This window comes from Duganella kummerowiae (assembly GCF_053572355.1).
In genome coordinates this window covers 304,022-320,966 of the sequence record NZ_JBKFEH010000002.1, presented here as the reverse complement: position 1 = coordinate 320,966, position 16,945 = coordinate 304,022, and the positions used below count along the sequence as shown (strand labels likewise).

Below are 16,945 nucleotides of genomic sequence, written 5' to 3'. Positions count from 1 at the left end.
GGGGCGGCTTTCCAGCTGCAACGACCCTCCGACTATCATAAAAATCGTGGTGACAAGGAGACGGCAGATGAATTTCGCACGGAAGTTGATCGCAGCAAGCTTGGTTCTCGGTTTCACGGCAGCGGCCCAGGCGGCCGAGCCCATACGGATTGGCGTGGCCGGCCCCTTCACCGGCGGTTCCGCGCCCATGGGCGTGTCCATGCGCGACGGCGTCAAGCTGGCTGCCGCCGAAATCAACGCCAAGGGCGGCATCCTGGGCCGCCAGATCCAGCTCATCGAGCGCGATGACGAAGCCAAGAACGAGCGCGGCGTGCAGATCGCCCAGGAACTGATCAACAAGGAAAAGGTGGTGGCCACGGTTGGCTACATCAACACCGGCGTGGCCCTGGCTTCGCAGCGCTTCTACCAGGACGCGAAAATCCCGGTGATGAACAACGTCGCCACCGGCTCCATCATCACCAAACAGTTTGCCGACAAGCCGGAGAACTACATCTTCCGCAATTCCGCCAGCGACCAGATCCAGTCTTCCATGATCGTGGAGGAAGCGGTCACGCGCCGCAAGTTCAAGAAGGTCGCCATCCTGGCCGACTCCACCAACTACGGCCAGCTGGGCCGCGAGGACCTGGAAAAGGCGCTGGATAAAAAAGGCCTGAAGGCGGTCGCGGTCGAGAAATACAACCTCAAGGACGTCGACATGACGGCCCAGCTGCTGAAAGCCAAGCAGGCCGGCGCCGAGGTCGTGCTCACCTACGGCATCGGCCCCGAACTGGCGCAGATCGCCAACGGCATGGAGAAGCTGGGCTGGAAGGTGCCGCTGATCGGCAGCTGGACCCTGTCCATGGCCAACTTCATCGACAACGCCGGCAAGAACGGCAACGGCACCCGCATGCCGCAGACCTTCATCCAGGATCCGAACACGCCCAAGCGCAAGGCCTTCATCGACGCCTACATCAAGGCCTACAAGCCGGCCGGCGACCGCATGCCGTCGCCGGTGTCGGCGGCCCAGGGCTACGATTCCATCTACCTGCTGGCGGCCGCCATCAAGCAGGCCGGCACCACGGACGGCCCGGCCGTGAAGAATGCGCTGGAAAACCTGAACGAGACGGTGGAGGGCGTGGTCACCACCTACAAGAAACCGTACAGCAAGGATGACCACGAGGCCATCGACGCCGCCATCACGGTGTTCGGCGAGGTCAAGGATGGCAAGGTGGTCCTGGCCAAGTAAGGCCCGCCGCCACACGCACCAACGGCCAGCCTTGAGCACTTCAAGACTGGCCTTTTTCTTGTCGCCCCAGAGGGAACCATGGACATCTTGCTGCAACTGGTATTGAGCGGGATCGCGCTCGGCATGATCTATGCCGTGATCGCGTTCGGCTATCAACTCACGTTTGCGACTTCCGGCACCCTGAACTTCGGCCAGGGCGAGTCGCTGATGCTGGGCGCCCTGGTCGGCCTCAGCCTGGTCAGCAATATCCACGGCGGGCCCTACATGGGCTATCTGCTGATGATACCGGTGGTGCTGGCCTTTGGCGCGCTGCAGGGCGTGTTCGTGGAATGGATAGGGGTGCGCCCGGCGATCAGGATCAAGTCCGAATTCGGCTGGATCATGTCCACCATCGCGCTGGCCATCATCTTCAAGAATGTGGCCGAGAATATCTGGGGCAAGGATGACCTGACCTTCCCCTCGCCGCTCAGTTCCGCGCCGCTGCAGGTGCTGGGCGCCAACGTGCAGCCCATGCAGATCGCCGTGGTGGCCGGGGCGCTGGCCATGATGCTGGCGGTCGAACTGTTCAACCGCAAATCCATCTACGGCAAGGCGGTGGTGGCCACCGCCAACGACCGCGACGCGGCCGGCCTGATGGGCATCAACACGCGCATGGTGATCACCTTCTCGTACGCGCTGTCGTCGGCCACGGCGGCCTTCGCCGGCGTGTTGGTGGCGCCGCTGACCCTGACCGGCGCCACCATGGGCGCCTCGCTGGGCCTGAAGGCGTTCGCGGTGGCCATCATCGGCGGCCTGACCTCGGGCGTGGGCGCCGTCGTCGGCGGGCTGATACTGGGCATCGCCGAGACCACCACAGGCTATTACATCTCGACCGGCTACAAGGAAGTCCCGGGCTTGCTGCTCCTGCTGCTGGTGCTGGCCGTGAAGCCGTCCGGCCTGTTCGGCAAGGCCGCTATCAAGAAAGTCTGACCATGACCAAAACACTGATCGCGGCTAGCGTGGCGGGACTGGCGGTGCTGGTGCTGTACCCGGTGCTGATCACCAATCCCTATTACATCCACCTGTTCGAGACCATCCTGATCTACGCCATCCTGCTGTTCGGGCTGGACATCGTGGTGGGCTACACGGGGCAGGTGTCGCTGGGGCACGCGGGCCTGTTCGGCATCGGCTCCTATGTCAGCGGGGTGCTGTTCTTCAAGCTGGGCATGCCGTTCTGGGTGGCGCTGCCAGCCAGCGTGGTGTGCGCCGCCGTGTTTGGCGCCGTGCTGGCGCTGCCGGCCTTGCGCGTCACTGGTCCCTATCTCGCCATGGTGACGCTGGCCTTTGGCACCATCATCCAGATCCTCATCAACGAGATGAGCTTCCTGACCGAGGGGCCGATGGGCATCAAGCTGGCCAAGCCGGAATTCTTCGGGCAGAAGATGGGCGAGGTGGGCTTTTATTATCTGGTGGCGGCGCTGATGGTGCTGTCGCTGATCGTGGTGCACCGTATCCTCAAGTCCAACCTGGGACGCGCCTTCGAGGCGCTGCGCGACAGTCCGATCGCGTCCGACTGCATGGGCGTCTCGGTGTATCGCTACAAGGTATATGCTTTCGTGATCAGCGCCGGCTTCGCGGGGCTGGCCGGCTCGCTGTATGCGTATTCGGAGGAGTACATCTCGCCCAACACATATAACTTCGAGCTCACCATCCTGTTCCTGCTGGCCGTGATCATGGGTGGACGCAAGACGCGTTCCGGCGCGCTGATCGGCGCGCTGATCGTGGTGATGTTGCCCAGCCTGCTGGCTGATATCGAACTGTTCCGCAAGATCGCGGTGGCGGCGGCCGTGCTGGGCGTGATCGGTTCCGGCGTGGCGCTGGCGCGCGGGCGCAGCACCGTGCGCGGCGTGCTGGTGCCGCTGGTGGCGACCATCGGCATGGCGGCGTTCTCCTTCCACCTGGAGAATATCGTCGACTGGCGCCTGACCATCTTCGGGCTGATGACGCTGTTCGTCGTCTACTACCTGCAGGATGGCATCGTCGGCTACCTGCGCGGCCTGCTGGACAAGGGGCCGTCGCACGACAAGTCACTGTCCGTGGCCGGCCATGGCGCCGAGCCGTTCCCGCAGGCCCAGGGCGGCGCCGTGGGGCAGACCTTGCTGGCGGTGGAGCAGATCCTGATGCAGTTCGGCGGCCTCAAGGCCCTGAACCAGGTGGACCTGAACGTGCTGCAGGGTTCCGTGCATGGGCTGATCGGCCCCAACGGCTCCGGCAAGAGCACCATGATGAATGTGCTGACGGGGATTTATCGTCCCACGGCGGGCAGCGTGTCGTTCGCTGGCGCCGTGATCTCGGGCCGCACGCCGTCGCAGATCGCGCTGGGCGGCGTGGCGCGCACCTTCCAGAACGTGCAGTTGTTCGGCGAGATGACCGCGACCGAAAACGTGCTGGTCGGGCTGCACAACACCTTCCGCTCCAATGTGCTGGACGTGATGCTGCAGACCCCACGCTACCGGCGCGAGGAAAAGGCCGCGCGCGAGCGGGCCGCCAGCATCCTGGAGTTTGTCGGCCTGGCGGACATGGCCAACGAGGAGGCGCGCAACCTCCCGTATGGTAAGCAGCGGCTGCTGGAGATAGGCCGCGCCCTGGGACTGAGCCCGCGCCTGCTGCTGCTCGATGAACCGGCGGCCGGGCTGACCGCGCCCGACATCAAGGAACTGATGGCCATCATACGCAAGATCCGCGCGCACGGCATCACCATCATCCTGATCGAGCACCACATGGACGTGGTGATGGCGCTGTCCGACACGGTCACGGTGCTGGACTTTGGCCAGAAGATCGCGGAAGGCAAACCGGCCGCCGTGCAGAACGATCCCAAGGTGATCGAAGCCTACCTGGGCGGCGCCCAGCCCGCGCAGGTCATTTCAAAATGACCATGGCGTCGTTGCCGCTCCTCGCCGTGCAGGCGCACTGTCTTCGTCGCGGCGCCTACCCACGCTCATCTTGAAATAACCTGCAAAGGAAGAGGCATGCTATCGATCTCCAACCTGCACGCCGCCTACGGCAAAGTCGAAGTCCTGCATGGCATTTCGCTGGACGTCCCGAAAGGCAAGCTGGTGACGCTGATCGGCTCCAACGGCGCCGGCAAGACCACCACCATGCGCGCCATTTCCGGCATGATCAAGCCCAAGAGCGGCAAGGTCACGTTGGACGGCAAGGACATCACCGGCGACGACTCCCACAAGATCGCGCGCGCCGGGCTGGCGCATTCGCCGGAAGGCCGGCGCGTGTTCGCTTCCATGACGGTGACCGACAATTTGCTGCTGGGGGCCTTCCCGCGCTTTACCCGCTCGCGTCCCAAGGGCGACATCAAGCGGGACCTCGAAAAGGCGCTGGAACTGTTCCCGCGCCTGAAGGAACGCCAGGGCCAGCTGGCCGGCACCCTGTCCGGCGGCGAACAGCAAATGCTGGCCATGGCGCGCGCCGTCATGCTCAACCCGGAGGTGATCCTCCTGGATGAGCCGTCGATGGGACTGGCGCCCATCCTGGTCGAGGAAGTGTTTCGCATCATCACGCGCCTCAAGGCGGAAGGCGTGACCATGCTGCTGGTCGAACAGTTCGCCGCCGCCGCGCTGAACGTGGCCGACTATGGCTATGTGCTGGAGAACGGCGCCATTTCCGTGCACGGCCCGGCCGACAGCCTGAAAACCGATCCCAAGGTGGTCGCCGCCTATCTGGGCGGCGGCCATTGAACGGTGCGCAAAGGGAAGAGGCTTTACGCCAGCGACTGACCGCCATCGTCAGGGGATCGCAAGAGCTGATGGCGCTGCTGGCGGAGGTACGTGCGCTGGGCTTGTCGTCCTGGTGCATAGGCGCGGGCGCGGTGCGCAACCTGGTCTGGGACCGGCTGCACGGTGTGGACGCCACGAGCAGTGACGATATCGACGTGGTGTATTTCGATGCGGCAGGCGGACCGGAGCGCGATGCCGAACTGGCAGCGCTGCTGCGCAGCCGCCGGCCCGGGGTGCAGTGGGACGTGACCAACCAGGCCACCGTGCACGGGTGGTTCCTGGCGCAGTTGGGCCGGCACGTCGCCCCGCTGCGCTCACTGGAGGAGGGCGTGGCCACCTGGCCGGAGTACGCCACCTGCGTGGGCGTCACCCTGAACGATGACGACAGCATGGGTATCGTCGCCCCGCATGGGCTGGACGACTTGTTTGCACTGCGCGTGCGGCATAATCCCGCCAGGGCCGACGCCGCCACATTCCAGCAGCGGGTGGCCGCCAAGCGCTTCAGGGAGCGCTGGCCCCAGCTGCAGATATTATCCACTGGAGTAACATGAAAACCATACGCTATGCCTATGCCTATGCCATCCCCGCCATGCTGCTGGCGGCATCCAGCTACGCCGCCTCTGATACGCCGGGCGTCGGTAAGCCGGGCGTCGATACGCCGGGCGTCGGTACGCTGCGCGTCGATATCGCCGACGGCGCCCTGCAAGGGACCTTGGAAGCCAACGGCGTGCGCGCGTTCAAGGGCATACCGTACGCCGCGCCGCCGGTCGGCCAACTGCGCTGGAAGGCGCCGCAGCCGGTGGCGCCGTGGCAGGGCGTGCGCAAGACTGATCATTTCGGGCCGCGCGCCATGCAGCTGCCTCTATTCAGCGACATGGTGTTCCGCTCCGACGGCGTCAGCGAGGATTGTTTGTACCTCAACGTCTGGACCCCGCCTGGCGCGGCTGGCAAGAAACTGCCGGTGCTGGTCTATTTCTACGGCGGCGGCTTCATGGCCGGCGACGGCTCCGAGCCGCGCTACGATGGCGCCAGCATGGCCGCACGCGGGATTGTCGCGCTCACCGTCAATTACCGCCTGAACGTGTTCGGTTTCTTCGCCCATCCGGAGTTGACGGCGGAATCGCCTCATAAGGCTTCCGGCAATTACGGCCTGATGGACCAGGCGGCGGCCCTGCAATGGGTGCGCAGGAATATCGCGGCGTTCGGCGGTGATCCGCAGCGCGTCACCATTGCCGGCGAGTCGGCGGGCTCGTTCTCGGTCAGCGCCCAGATGGCTTCCCCGCTGGCCAGGGACACCATTGCAGGGGCCATCGGCGAGAGCGGCGCGCTGCTAGGCGCCATGCCGCTGGCGCCGCTGGAGTACGCCGAGCGGGAAGGCATGAAATTCGCCCAGGCGGCAGGCGCGGACGGCCTCGCGGCGCTGCGCGCGCTGCCCGCCCAGCAATTGCTGGAGCTGTCGGCCAAGCCCGGCATGCCGCGCTTCAGTGCCATCACCGATGGCTATTTCCTGCCGCGCGCTCCGAGAGACATCTATGCTGCGGGTGAGCAGGCCCGCGTGCCGCTGCTGGCGGGCTGGAACTCGGCCGAAGGCCATGCCAGGAACATCCTGGGCGACAATCCTCCCACCGAGGAGAATTTCACCGCCGCCCTCCAGCGCTTCTATGGCGATCAGGCCGGCGCCGCCCGCCAGGCCTACGCCGGACCGGTGGAGGTGGCGGCGACACACCTGGCCAGCGACATGTTCATCGCCTTCGGCACCTGGAAATGGATAGACACCCATGCCCGCACCAGCGGCCAGCCCACCTACCGCTACTACTACGTGCATCCGCGCCCGGCCACCAGGGCCGGCGGTCCGGCCTCCAGGGGCGCCGCGCACTCCGCCGAAATCGAGTACGCCTTGGGTAACCTGGACAGCAACCAGGTTTACGCCTGGACCGACCATGACCGCGTAGTGTCTCGCAAAATGCAGGCTTACTTCGCCAATTTCATCAAGACCGGCAACCCGAACGGCGCCGGCCTGCCGCAATGGCCAGCCATCACGGCCAGCCAGGGCGCAGGTGAAGGCTCGCCGCTGATGGTGCTGGACGTGCAGCCCAAAACCATCGCCGCCAACGATGGGGCGCGCCATGCATTCCAGGAGCGCCAGGTAAAGCCTTGATGGCCGGGACTGCAATTTTGTACGTCAGCGAACGGAGGGCCAGCGGCGTTGCAGCTATAGTGGTTCTATCATGGACCTTCCCACCGAGGAGCTGAGATGAACAGGAAAATCATCGCCACCGCGCTGTTGAGCGCCTATCTGGGCGCCATCGGCGCCGCGCAGGCGCAAGACCGTGGCCCGGACCGTGGCCGCGACCAGGGCCATCGCCAGGATGACCGCCGCGATGAGCGCCGCAATGACCGGCATGACGATCGCCGGGATGACCGTGGCGAGCGCCGCAACGACCGCTACGATTACCGTCCGACGGCGGACCGTGGCGAACACCGCGGCGCCGGCCCGCGCCACAATCTGTACAAGGGCGGCCGCCTGCCGGCCGAATACCGGGGCCGCCAGTACGTGGTGGACGACTGGCGTGCCCACCACCTGAGCGCCCCGCCGCGCGGCTACCACTGGGTGCAAACCGGCGGTGACTATGTGCTGGTGGCGATCACCACCGGCATCATCGCCAGCCTGCTGCTGAGTAATTAAGCAGATTAATTAAGCATATCGTTCCATCCTGCGTGTTTGCGCCCAGCGTGATAAAGTTGGCAACGCATTAGCACCGGAGGAACGACAATGAAGCATTTGAGCTTGCCATCCGGCGTCCTGGTTCCCGTGCTGGGCCAGGGCACCTGGTACATGGGCGAACAGGATCACCGCAAGCAGCAGGAGGTGGACGCCCTGAAGCTGGGCCTGGACCTGGGCATGACCCTGATCGACACGGCCGAGATGTATGCCGAGGGCGGCGCCGAACTGGTGGTGGCGGACGCCATCGAAGGGCGCCGCACGGAAGTATTCCTGGTCACCAAGGTCTATCCCCACAATGCCGATTTCCACGGCATCCAGCAAGCTTGCGAGCGCAGCCTGCGCCGCCTGCGTACTGACTACATCGATTTGTATTTGCTGCACTGGCCCGGCGCGGTGCCGCTGGAAGAGACCATCAAGGGCTTCGAAGCGCTCAAGCAGGCCGGAAAGATACGCGACTACGGCGTCAGCAATTTCGATATCGATGGCATGAAGCAGCTGGAGCGCCTGGCGCCCGACCAGGCCATCGCTACCGACCAGGTGCTGTACAACCTGTCCAGGCGCGGCATCGAGTTCGACCTGCTGCCCTGGTGCCGCGAGCGCGGCATGCCGGTGATGGCCTATTCGCCGCTGGAATCCGTGGGCCGCGAACAAAAGGCCATGTTGAACAATCCCACCCTGCAGGCCATCGCCGCCTCGCACAAGGTCAAGCCGGCCCAGGTCGCGCTGGCCTGGGTGCTGCGTCAGGACGGTGTGCTGGCCATTCCCAAGGCCGCCGATCCGGTCCATGTACGCGTCAACCGCGCCGCCGCCGACCTGGTGCTGACGCCGGAAAACCTGGCAGCGCTGGACAAGGTCTTCCCGCCGCCGCGCAAGGCCCGGCCCTTGGACATGCGCTAGAACTTCCCATTCAGGACACTAGCCGGGCTACACTGCTGACAGTCCAACCTGTCCAGACCGTGAGCGTCCATGTACCTGCAATCCTTAATAGAGTTCTTCAACCCGCGCCGCCGCGATGGCGCCCTCACCGCGGCGGCCGGCGTCCGGGGCGCCAGCGATGGCTGCATGTCGGGGCGTTCGCGCCTGAAGCCCGCAGCGGCGCTGCTGGGCACCGCGCTGGCCTGCTGCTTCTGCCCGGCGCAGGCCGCCGTCGAGCGTATCGAAATCACGGAACGCGCGCCGTTCGCGTCCGGCGCCAGCTTCGGCGAGGCTGGCGCCTACGAAAAGATACGCGGCGTGGCCCACTACGCGCTCGATCCGGACGCGCCAGCCAACGCCGCCATCGTGGACCTCAAGCTGGCGCCGCGCGACGCGCGCGGCAAGGTGGTGTTTTCCAGCGAATTCGTGCTGCTGCGGCCTGCCGGCGGCCAGCCTTCCACCCTGCTGTACGACGTGAACAACCGCGGTGGCATCGCCATCCTTGGCCAGGTCAACGGCCGCAGCCCGGCCAACAACGATCCGATTACCGCTGCCGACGCTGGCGACGGCTTCCTGATGCGGCACGGCTTTTCGCTGCTGTTCTCGGCCTGGACCTGGGACGTGGCGCCCGGTGCGCCCGGCAACCGTCCGCTGGTGTTCCGGCCGCCGGTGGCGCGCGGGGTCACTGGTAAGGTGTACAACGAGTTCACTGTGGCGGCGCCCGCCGCCATCGCCACCTACGCCGGCATGCGCGGTCTGACCTACGAGCCGGCCACGCCGGACGACAGGCAGGCGGTGCTGACCGAGCGCGCCCGTCCCGGCGACATGCGTCGTGTGATCCTGCGCAGCCGCTGGCGGTTCGCCGCCCCGGAGCAGGCAGGCGGCCCCGGACGCATACGGCTCGATGGCGGTTTCCAGCCTGGCGTGATCTACGAGGTGAGCTACGCCGCCAGGGACCCGTACGTGACGGGTGCCGGACTGGCCGGCATCCGCGACCTGCTGTCCTGGTTCCGCGATCATCCGTTCGAGGGTGCGCCGGCGCCGCGCAACGTGCTCATGTTCGGCATCAGCCAGTCCGGGCGCTTGATCGGCCGCATGATGCACGATGGCTTGAACGTGGACGAGGGCGGCCAGTTGGTGTTCAGCGGCGCCTACCTGCAGGTGCCGGGCGCGGGCGGCTCGGCCGGTTTCAACAGCCGCTTTGCCCAGCCCACGCGCCATCCTTCCATGCTGGAGGAGCACGACTACCCGGCCGACGCCTTCCCGTTCACCACGGCGCCGTCGCGCGACCCGGTGACCGGCGTGACCGCCTCCACCCTGGACCGCGCACGCGACCGCGACGGCCGCCTGCCGAAGCTGTTTGTCGCCAACACCTCGACCGAGTTCTGGAACCGCGGCGCCTCGCTGATCGCCACCACGCCGGACGGCAAGCAGGACGTCGCGCCGGCGGACAACGTGCGCCTGTACGCCTTCATGGGTGCGCAGCACTACGTGGGCCGCTCGCGCACACGAGCGCCGTTCACGCAGTGCGTCTCCACCAGCGACCATTACCTGCCCATGCGCGCCCTGGTCCTGGCGCTGGACGACTGGACCCTGCAAGGCAAGGCGCCCCCGGCCAGCGCCTATCCGCGGCTGGCCGACGGCACGCTGGTCACGGTATCGGGCTACCGCGCCGCCTTTCCGGCCATCGCCGGGCTGGCGCCGCCGCGGCAGAACCTGCGCCCGCCGCGCCTGGACTTCGGTCCCAGGTTTGCAGGTCAGGGCGTGGCAGACGTGGCGCCACCGCGCCAGCTGGCGGACTACGAGACCCGAGTTCCGGCGCCGGACGCCGACGGCAACGACCAGGGCGGCGTGCGCCTGGTCGAACTGCAGGCGCCGCTGGGCACCCACACCGGATGGAACCTGCGCGCGCCGGACACCGGCTTCGCGTGGGCCACCTCACGCTTCGACGGCAGCTTCGTGCCCTTCGCCCGCACCGAGGCCGAGCGCCGCGCGGCCGGCGATCCGCGCCCCAGCCTGGAAGCCCGCTATGCCACGCGCGAGGCCTACGTGGACGCCGTGCGCGCCGCTGCCGGCCGTCAGGTGGTGGCCGGATTGCTGCTGCCGGAAGACGTGGAGCGCAGCATCGCCGGGAACACTGGCCTGTACGACCGCATCCTGGCGCGCGATCCGGCAGGGCAGGATTGCGATTACCTTTTTTCCAAGTAAATCCTCGATAACAGGTGCGCCGAACGCAGGCATAATCCGGACGCAGGCCAAACATAACCCACACATTGTTTCCGCAGTGCCCATGCATTGTTTCCGCAGTGTTCAACTCTCGAAGAAGCGATGACCAAGACTCTACTGATCAAGAATGCGCGTGTACTGGTAACCATGGACGAGGAGCGCCGCGAAATCGCGGACGGCGCGGTTTTAGTGCGCGGCAATGTGATTGAACAGGTGGGCCCCAGCGCCGATCTGCCGCAGCAAGCCGATGAAGTCATAGACGCCAGCGGCCAGGTGGTGATGCCGGGACTGGTGAATACCCACCACCATATGTACCAGAGCCTGACCCGCGTGATTCCGGCGGCCCAGAATGGCGAGCTGTTCAACTGGCTGACCAATTTGTATCCGATCTGGGCCAACCTGACGCCGGAGATGGTGCAGGTGTCCACGCTGGCCGCCATGTCGGAACTGATACTGTCCGGCTGCACCACCAGCAGCGACCACCTGTACATCTACCCGAACGGCTGCCGGCTCGATGACAGCATAGCAGCGGCGCGCAGCATAGGCATGCGCTTCCACGCGGCGCGCGGCTCCATGAGCGTGGGCCAGTCCAGGGGCGGCCTGCCCCCGGACCGCGTGGTGGAGGCAGAAGCCGCCATCCTCAAGGATAGCCAGCGCCTGATCGAGACCTACCACGACGGCTCACGCCACGCCATGGAGCGCATCGTGGTGGCGCCGTGCTCGCCGTTCTCGGTGTCGCGCGACCTGATGAAGGAAGCGGCGGCGCTGGCGCGCCATCATGGCGTGTCGTTGCACACCCACCTGGCGGAAAACCTCAACGATATCGCCTACAGCCGCGAGAAGTTCAACATGACGCCTGCCGAATACGCCGAGGATTGCGGCTGGGTGGGCCGCGACGTGTGGCACGCCCACTGCGTGCAGCTGGACGACGACGGCATCCACCTGTTCGCCCGCACCGGCACCGGGGTGGCGCACTGCCCGTGCTCCAACATGCGGCTGGCGTCCGGTATCGCGCCCATCCGCACCATGCTGGACCGGGGCGTGCCTGTGGGCCTGGGAGTGGACGGCTGCGCCTCCAACGACGCCGGCCACATGATGGGCGAGGTGCGCCAGGCCATGCTGCTGCAGCGGGTGGGCTTCGGCCCGGACGCCATGACCGCCCGCCAGGCCCTGGAAGTGGCCACGCTGGGCGGCGCCAGGGTCCTGAACCGCGACGATATAGGCGCGCTCAAGCCGGGTATGTCGGCCGATATCGTCACCTTCAAGCTCGATGGCATCGCCTACGCGGGCGCGCTGCACGATCCGGTGGCGGCCCTGGTGTTCTGCTCCCCGCCCAGCGTGTGCTACAGCGTCATCAACGGCAAGGTGGTGGTGCGCGACGGGCAGCTGGCCACCATCGACCTGCCGGTGGTGGTCGAACGCCACAATGCGCTGGCCCACGAACTGGCCGAGACGGCGCGCTAGCGGTCCTTGGTTAGTACGCAATATATTGAGTACAATTGCCCGCCGATCTGGGTTAGCATGTAAGCATGAAAACCACATTCTTCCCATTCCTGGCCGGCGTGCTGGCCGTATCGCTGGCGCAGGACGCGCAGGCCGCTGCCTCCAACGCGCTGTCGCTCCACTACGATAAACTCGCCTCGGTGTGGACCGAAGCCCTCCCGGTCGGCAACGGCCGCCTGGGCGCCATGGTGTTCGGTCGCCCCGGCGAGGAGCTGCTGCAGCTGAACGAGGCCACCTTGTGGAGTGGCGGCCCGGTTGCCGCCAACATCAATCCCGGCGCTTACCAGGCGCTGGGCGAGGTGAGGGCGGCGCTGGCGCGCGGCGATTACGCGGCGGGCTACGCGCTGGCGCGCAAGATGCAGGGCCGCTACAGCGAAAGCTTCCTGCCGCTGGGCGACCTGCGCATACGCCAGGACCTGAAGGGCGCCCAGCCCGCCGATTACCGGCGCGGGCTGGACATCCGCGACGGCATCGCCACTACCTCCTACACCGTGAACGGGGTGCGTTACCAGCGCGAGGTGTTCGCTTCGGCGCCGGACCAGGTGATCGTGGTGCGCCTGAGCGCCGACCGGCCGCGCCAGCTGAACTTTGAACTGGAGGCCGGCAGCCAGCTGCGTGCCGAGGCCACGGCCGCCGATGGCGCGCTGGTCCTGCGCGGCAAGGCGCCGGCCCATGTCGATCCCAATTACGTCAATTACAACGCCGAACCCGTCGTGTACGACGATCCCGCCGGCTGCAAGGGCATGCGCTACGAGCTGATCGTCCAGCCCATCGTCAAGGATGGCAAGGTAACCAGCGACGGCCAGCGCGTCTCCGTGACCGGCGCTTCCGAAGCCGTGCTGCTGCTGTCGGCCGCCACCAGCTTTGCGGGCTACGACCAGTGTCCGGACAGCGCCGGCAAGGACCAGCACGCGCTGGCCCGGGCCGCGCTCGACGGCGCCGCCCGGCGCGGCTACGCCGCCCTGCGCGCGGCCCACCTGGCCGACTTCCACCGCCTGTTCGACCGCGTTTCGCTCACCATCAACCCGCGCGAGGCGGACCGCAGCGCCATCCCTACCGACCGCCGCCTGGCCGACTACACGGCAGGCCAGCCGGACGCCGGACTGGAAGCGCTGTACGTCCAGTACGGCCGCTACCTGCTGATCTCGTCCTCGCGCACGCGTAACGCGCCGGCCAACCTGCAGGGCATCTGGAACAATGCGGTGCGCCCGCCGTGGAGCAGCAACTACACCACCAACATCAATGTGCAGATGAACTACTGGCCCGTTGAAAGCGCCAACCTGGCCGAGCTGTTCACCCCCTTGGACGACCTGATACGCAACCTGTCCGTGACCGGCAAGGAAACCGCCAGCTCCTACTACCACGCCCCAGGCTGGGCGGTGCACCACAATTCCGACATCTGGGCCACCAGCAATCCGGTCGGCGACCTGGGCAAGGGCGATCCCAAATGGGCCAACTGGGCCATGGGCAGCGCGTGGCTGAGCCGCCACCTGTGGGAGCACTACCAGTACAGCGGCGACCGTGCCTACCTGCAGGGCGCCTATCCCGTCATGAAGGAGGCGGCGCGCTTCATGCTGGCCTGGCTGCAGACGGATGCCGACGGCCACCTGGTCACCTCGCCCTCGACCTCGCCCGAGAACGATTTCTACTACGGCGACAAGCAGAAAGGCGTGGTCAGCGTGGCCTCCACCATGGACATGGCGATCGCCCGCGACCTGTTCGGCAACGTCGACGCGGCCGCCCGGACGCTGGGCGTGGACGCGGATTTCCGTGCCGAGCTGCAGGCCGCCGCCGGCAAGCTGCTGCCATTCCAGGTGGGTTCCAAGGGCCAGTTGCAGGAGTGGTACAAGGATTTCGAGGATGTCGATCCGCACCACCGCCACGTATCCCACCTGTATGCCCTGCATCCGGCGAACCTGATTTCGCCGCTGGCGACGCCGCAGCTGGCCAACGCGGCGCGCCGCACGCTGGAACTGCGCGGCGACGACGGCACCGGCTGGAGCCTGGCCTGGAAAGTCAACATGTGGGCGCGCCTGCTGGATGGCAATCACGCCCACACCCTGTTCCGCAACTTGCTGCGCTTGACCAGGCCGGGCGACAAGCACGGCGGCGCCTACGCCAACCTGTTCGACGCCCATCCGCCATTCCAGATCGACGGCAATTTCGCCGGCACGGCCGGCGTGATCGAGATGCTGCTGCAAAGCCAGAACCAGGAACTGCACCTGCTGCCGGCCTTGCCGGATGCGTGGCAGGAGGGCGAGGTCCAGGGGCTGGCGGCGCGCGGCGGCTATGTGGTGGACATCCGCTGGCAAGCTGGCCAGCTGCGCGCCGCCCGCATCACAGCGCGCCAGGACGGCCGCTGCGTGCTGCGCACGGCCGTGCCGGTGGAAGTAAAAAGTATCCCGGCCCGCAGCGAGCGTAGCGCCATCGGCTACAGCCTCGCCTTCAATGCAGTGCAGGGGCAGGTTTATCAGGTGGAAGTAGTGAGGTAATGCTTATTTGACAATTCTACGGTTGTCGTCTACTCTTCTAACACCGATCTATCACGATTCCGCGCGATACATGAGGTGGGCTGGAGGGAAAATGGAAATATCGCGTATGATGACCGCCGCCGCCGCCGCCGCCGCCGCTCTGTGCGCCGCAGCGCCCGCCGTTGCCGCTGAAGTCTTTAATCGCCCCATCGTTTTGCCTGCCCAGCTGGGCTTTGTTCGCGAGGCCCGGGATTGTCAGGACTACCAGGCTGCGCAATCAAGCAAGATCAAGACCATCACCGCCGATCATTCGGCTTGCATGCTGGATGATCTGGTCTGCAAGCAGGCGCCCGGCGGGGCGTCCAAGCCATGTCTGACCAGGCATTGCGAGGCCCTTGGCGAGCAATTGCAACGTTTTGAGCAGCAACTGGACCGTACCATGGCGCATTGCAATGCTCAGGTAAGGGCTCTGGAGCAAACCAAGGCCGATAATGCTTTGCGCTCCATGGCTGACCAGCTACGCCATGCACAACGCATCCGGGATGCGCAGAAAAAAGCTGCTCCGCCCTTGAAGGCAACCGGCGTAAAAGAGGGCGGAGAGTGTGCGGTGCTGGACGACGTGGAGCGCTCAGGCATGCTCGATGCCGATCAATACAACGCATTGCTGAAGAAGTGTTACCAGTAGCCGTACAAGAACGCCCGGGGCTGACTCCCATGGTGCTTAGCGAAGTCCGGTGGCACGGAGGCGGTATGCAATTCTCATTGATAAACTTGGTGTGCTATGGCTGTGTACTGGCGACGGCAGCGCTACTGTCGGTTGCCAACGCCGACGAGAACAGGTCGAATGCCAAGGCGGTTGCGGACTTCACGACTTGCGACAAGCCAAAGTGGCCTCTGAGTTCCTTGCGCAATGAAGAGGAGGGCAGTACCGTGATCGAGTTTGCTATCGGCGCCGATGGCGCGGTGCAGAGCGCCAGGATACTGGAATCGAGCGGTTTCGAATCACTGGATAATGCCGCGCTGGAAGGCATACGCCTATGTAAATTCGTCGCGGCCCGGCGCAATGGCAAGCCGGTTGCGTCGGTCCTGGCGGTTCAGTACAAATGGGCGTTGGACAACGATACTGATGCGTCTGCAGCAGCGCAAGAGCAAGCACCTTCCGGCACGCAGGGGCGCCTTGCCAGCCTGATTCAACGCGGGCGTGACCAGTTGCTGATCAAGGATTTCAGGGGGGCGATGGAGTCGTCTGTCGCCGCGCTTAAGCTGGATAGGAAGAATTTCGACGCCAATTTTCTGGCAGCTAACGCCAGTTTGGGCTTGAACGTTTTTGATGATGCTGACCGTTTCCTGGAACAGGCCGCCCAGTTTGCGCCAGCCACGCGCCGCGATGTGGTCGCGAGTCTGAAAAAAACCATCGCACAGCAGCGGGTCACGCTGGAACCCGTCTTGCGACGCCTGGCGGCTGAGCGGCTCGAAAACGAGACCACGTCTTCCAGCGCACCTCAACAAGGCGGGGCGCAAGGCAAACATTCGATTAAGGCAGCTTCCGAACCAGCCGGACGTACTGTGGCAGCGGGGCCAGCCAAGGCAGGCGAGGCGAGAGGCGGCAGCGAGCAGCCGGCCAACACCCAGCCAGCAGCGCAGTCTGCAGCCGGCTCACAGGCTGCTGGCGCCGGCAAGTGTCCGGCTTCGCTCGACTACCTGGCACCCAAGCTGCCTGTTTGCAGCGGTAACGCCAATCTGATTGAATTGCGTCGGATAGCGCTTGCAACCGACGTGTCCTTTCGCGCTGATGCCGCCGCAGGGTACGCCCTGAAAGATGTGGCATTGATGGCTGGCGAAAGTGCCAAGAGATTCGAGGACGCCATGAAAGAGAACGAGGAAGTGATGGCCAGCGTGGCAAATTCGGATGAGTTGCTGCGCGAACGCTTGCAGTCTTTGCGTGCCACGCCGCCGCAATGCGACGCCCAGGACAATCCCGCTACCATGGGGCAGAGCGCATATAACGCCTATGTGGCGAGTTATATGGGGGCGATGGTCAATCGGGCGGTATCTGCCATCGCAGCGTGCAAGGCCAGATTACAGCCCTAGGACATCAACAGCACCATGA

The 16,945-nt window shown here is 65.5% G+C and carries 13 protein-coding genes; all 13 read left to right on the top strand.

All coding sequences use genetic code 11. The features are described 5' to 3' along the window. The first annotated feature begins 67 nt into the window (after positions 1–67). The 13 genes from ACLB1G_RS02210 to ACLB1G_RS02150 all read left to right on the top strand — a co-directional run bounded on the left by ACLB1G_RS02210 (position 68) and on the right by ACLB1G_RS02150 (position 16,926). Entirely contained in the window at positions 68–1,225 is a 1,158-nt protein-coding gene (locus tag ACLB1G_RS02210; RefSeq protein ID WP_491625534.1) for an ABC transporter substrate-binding protein, read from the top strand. 78 nt (positions 1,226–1,303) lie between these two features. Beyond that, positions 1,304–2,194, top strand: coding sequence for a branched-chain amino acid ABC transporter permease (locus ACLB1G_RS02205; RefSeq protein ID WP_491625533.1), 891 nt, complete (start codon positions 1,304–1,306; stop codon positions 2,192–2,194). Between the two features lie 2 nt (positions 2,195–2,196). After that, entirely contained in the window at positions 2,197–4,137 is a 1,941-nt protein-coding gene (locus ACLB1G_RS02200) for a branched-chain amino acid ABC transporter ATP-binding protein/permease (RefSeq protein ID WP_491625532.1), read from the top strand. 96 nt (positions 4,138–4,233) lie between these two features. Then, positions 4,234–4,956, top strand: coding sequence for an ABC transporter ATP-binding protein (locus tag ACLB1G_RS02195; protein WP_491625531.1), 723 nt, complete (start codon positions 4,234–4,236; stop codon positions 4,954–4,956). A 44-nt stretch (positions 4,957–5,000) separates the two neighbouring features. Continuing rightward, a complete protein-coding gene (locus ACLB1G_RS02190; RefSeq protein WP_491625670.1) occupies positions 5,001–5,546 on the top strand; it encodes a nucleotidyltransferase family protein in 546 nt (181 codons plus the stop codon). Then, positions 5,543–7,153, top strand: coding sequence for a carboxylesterase/lipase family protein (locus ACLB1G_RS02185; protein ID WP_491625530.1), 1,611 nt, complete (start codon positions 5,543–5,545; stop codon positions 7,151–7,153). The genes ACLB1G_RS02190 and ACLB1G_RS02185 overlap by 4 nt, the downstream gene beginning before the upstream one ends. A 96-nt stretch (positions 7,154–7,249) precedes the next feature. Then, the gene (locus ACLB1G_RS02180; RefSeq protein WP_491625529.1) at positions 7,250–7,681 is read left to right on the top strand and encodes an RcnB family protein; all 432 of its coding nucleotides are present in this window, start codon (positions 7,250–7,252) and stop codon (positions 7,679–7,681) included. A gap of 87 nt (positions 7,682–7,768) precedes the next feature. After that, entirely contained in the window at positions 7,769–8,617 is an 849-nt protein-coding gene (locus ACLB1G_RS02175; protein ID WP_491625528.1) for an aldo/keto reductase, read from the top strand. Between the two features lie 69 nt (positions 8,618–8,686). Further along, positions 8,687–10,843, top strand: a complete 2,157-nt coding sequence (locus ACLB1G_RS02170; RefSeq protein ID WP_491625527.1) for an alpha/beta hydrolase domain-containing protein — start codon at positions 8,687–8,689, stop codon at positions 10,841–10,843. A gap of 120 nt (positions 10,844–10,963) precedes the next feature. Then, complete coding sequence (locus tag ACLB1G_RS02165) at positions 10,964–12,325, top strand: 8-oxoguanine deaminase (protein ID WP_491625526.1); 1,362 nt, start codon at positions 10,964–10,966, stop codon at positions 12,323–12,325. 65 nt (positions 12,326–12,390) lie between these two features. Then, complete coding sequence (locus ACLB1G_RS02160) at positions 12,391–14,856, top strand: glycoside hydrolase family 95 protein (protein ID WP_491625525.1); 2,466 nt, start codon at positions 12,391–12,393, stop codon at positions 14,854–14,856. A 106-nt stretch (positions 14,857–14,962) separates the two neighbouring features. Continuing rightward, positions 14,963–15,520, top strand: coding sequence for a hypothetical protein (locus ACLB1G_RS02155; RefSeq protein ID WP_491625524.1), 558 nt, complete (start codon positions 14,963–14,965; stop codon positions 15,518–15,520). Between the two features lie 65 nt (positions 15,521–15,585). Next, positions 15,586–16,926, top strand: coding sequence for an energy transducer TonB (locus ACLB1G_RS02150; RefSeq protein WP_491625523.1), 1,341 nt, complete (start codon positions 15,586–15,588; stop codon positions 16,924–16,926). Positions 16,927–16,945: the final 19 nt, after the last annotated feature.

Bases quoted from the DNA above. Each gene is read 5' to 3' on its own strand.
- ACLB1G_RS02210 (WP_491625534.1), top strand. From the start codon at position 68: ATGAATTTCGCACGGAAGTTGATCGCAGCAAGCTTGGTTCTCGGTTTC.
- ACLB1G_RS02205 (WP_491625533.1), top strand. From the start codon at position 1,304: ATGGACATCTTGCTGCAACTGGTATTGAGCGGGATCGCGCTCGGCATG.
- ACLB1G_RS02200 (WP_491625532.1), top strand. From the start codon at position 2,197: ATGACCAAAACACTGATCGCGGCTAGCGTGGCGGGACTGGCGGTGCTG.
- ACLB1G_RS02195 (WP_491625531.1), top strand. From the start codon at position 4,234: ATGCTATCGATCTCCAACCTGCACGCCGCCTACGGCAAAGTCGAAGTC.
- ACLB1G_RS02185 (WP_491625530.1), top strand. From the start codon at position 5,543: ATGAAAACCATACGCTATGCCTATGCCTATGCCATCCCCGCCATGCTG.
- ACLB1G_RS02180 (WP_491625529.1), top strand. From the start codon at position 7,250: ATGAACAGGAAAATCATCGCCACCGCGCTGTTGAGCGCCTATCTGGGC.
- ACLB1G_RS02175 (WP_491625528.1), top strand. From the start codon at position 7,769: ATGAAGCATTTGAGCTTGCCATCCGGCGTCCTGGTTCCCGTGCTGGGC.
- ACLB1G_RS02170 (WP_491625527.1), top strand. From the start codon at position 8,687: ATGTACCTGCAATCCTTAATAGAGTTCTTCAACCCGCGCCGCCGCGAT.
- ACLB1G_RS02165 (WP_491625526.1), top strand. From the start codon at position 10,964: ATGACCAAGACTCTACTGATCAAGAATGCGCGTGTACTGGTAACCATG.
- ACLB1G_RS02160 (WP_491625525.1), top strand. From the start codon at position 12,391: ATGAAAACCACATTCTTCCCATTCCTGGCCGGCGTGCTGGCCGTATCG.
- ACLB1G_RS02155 (WP_491625524.1), top strand. From the start codon at position 14,963: ATGATGACCGCCGCCGCCGCCGCCGCCGCCGCTCTGTGCGCCGCAGCG.
- ACLB1G_RS02150 (WP_491625523.1), top strand. From the start codon at position 15,586: ATGCAATTCTCATTGATAAACTTGGTGTGCTATGGCTGTGTACTGGCG.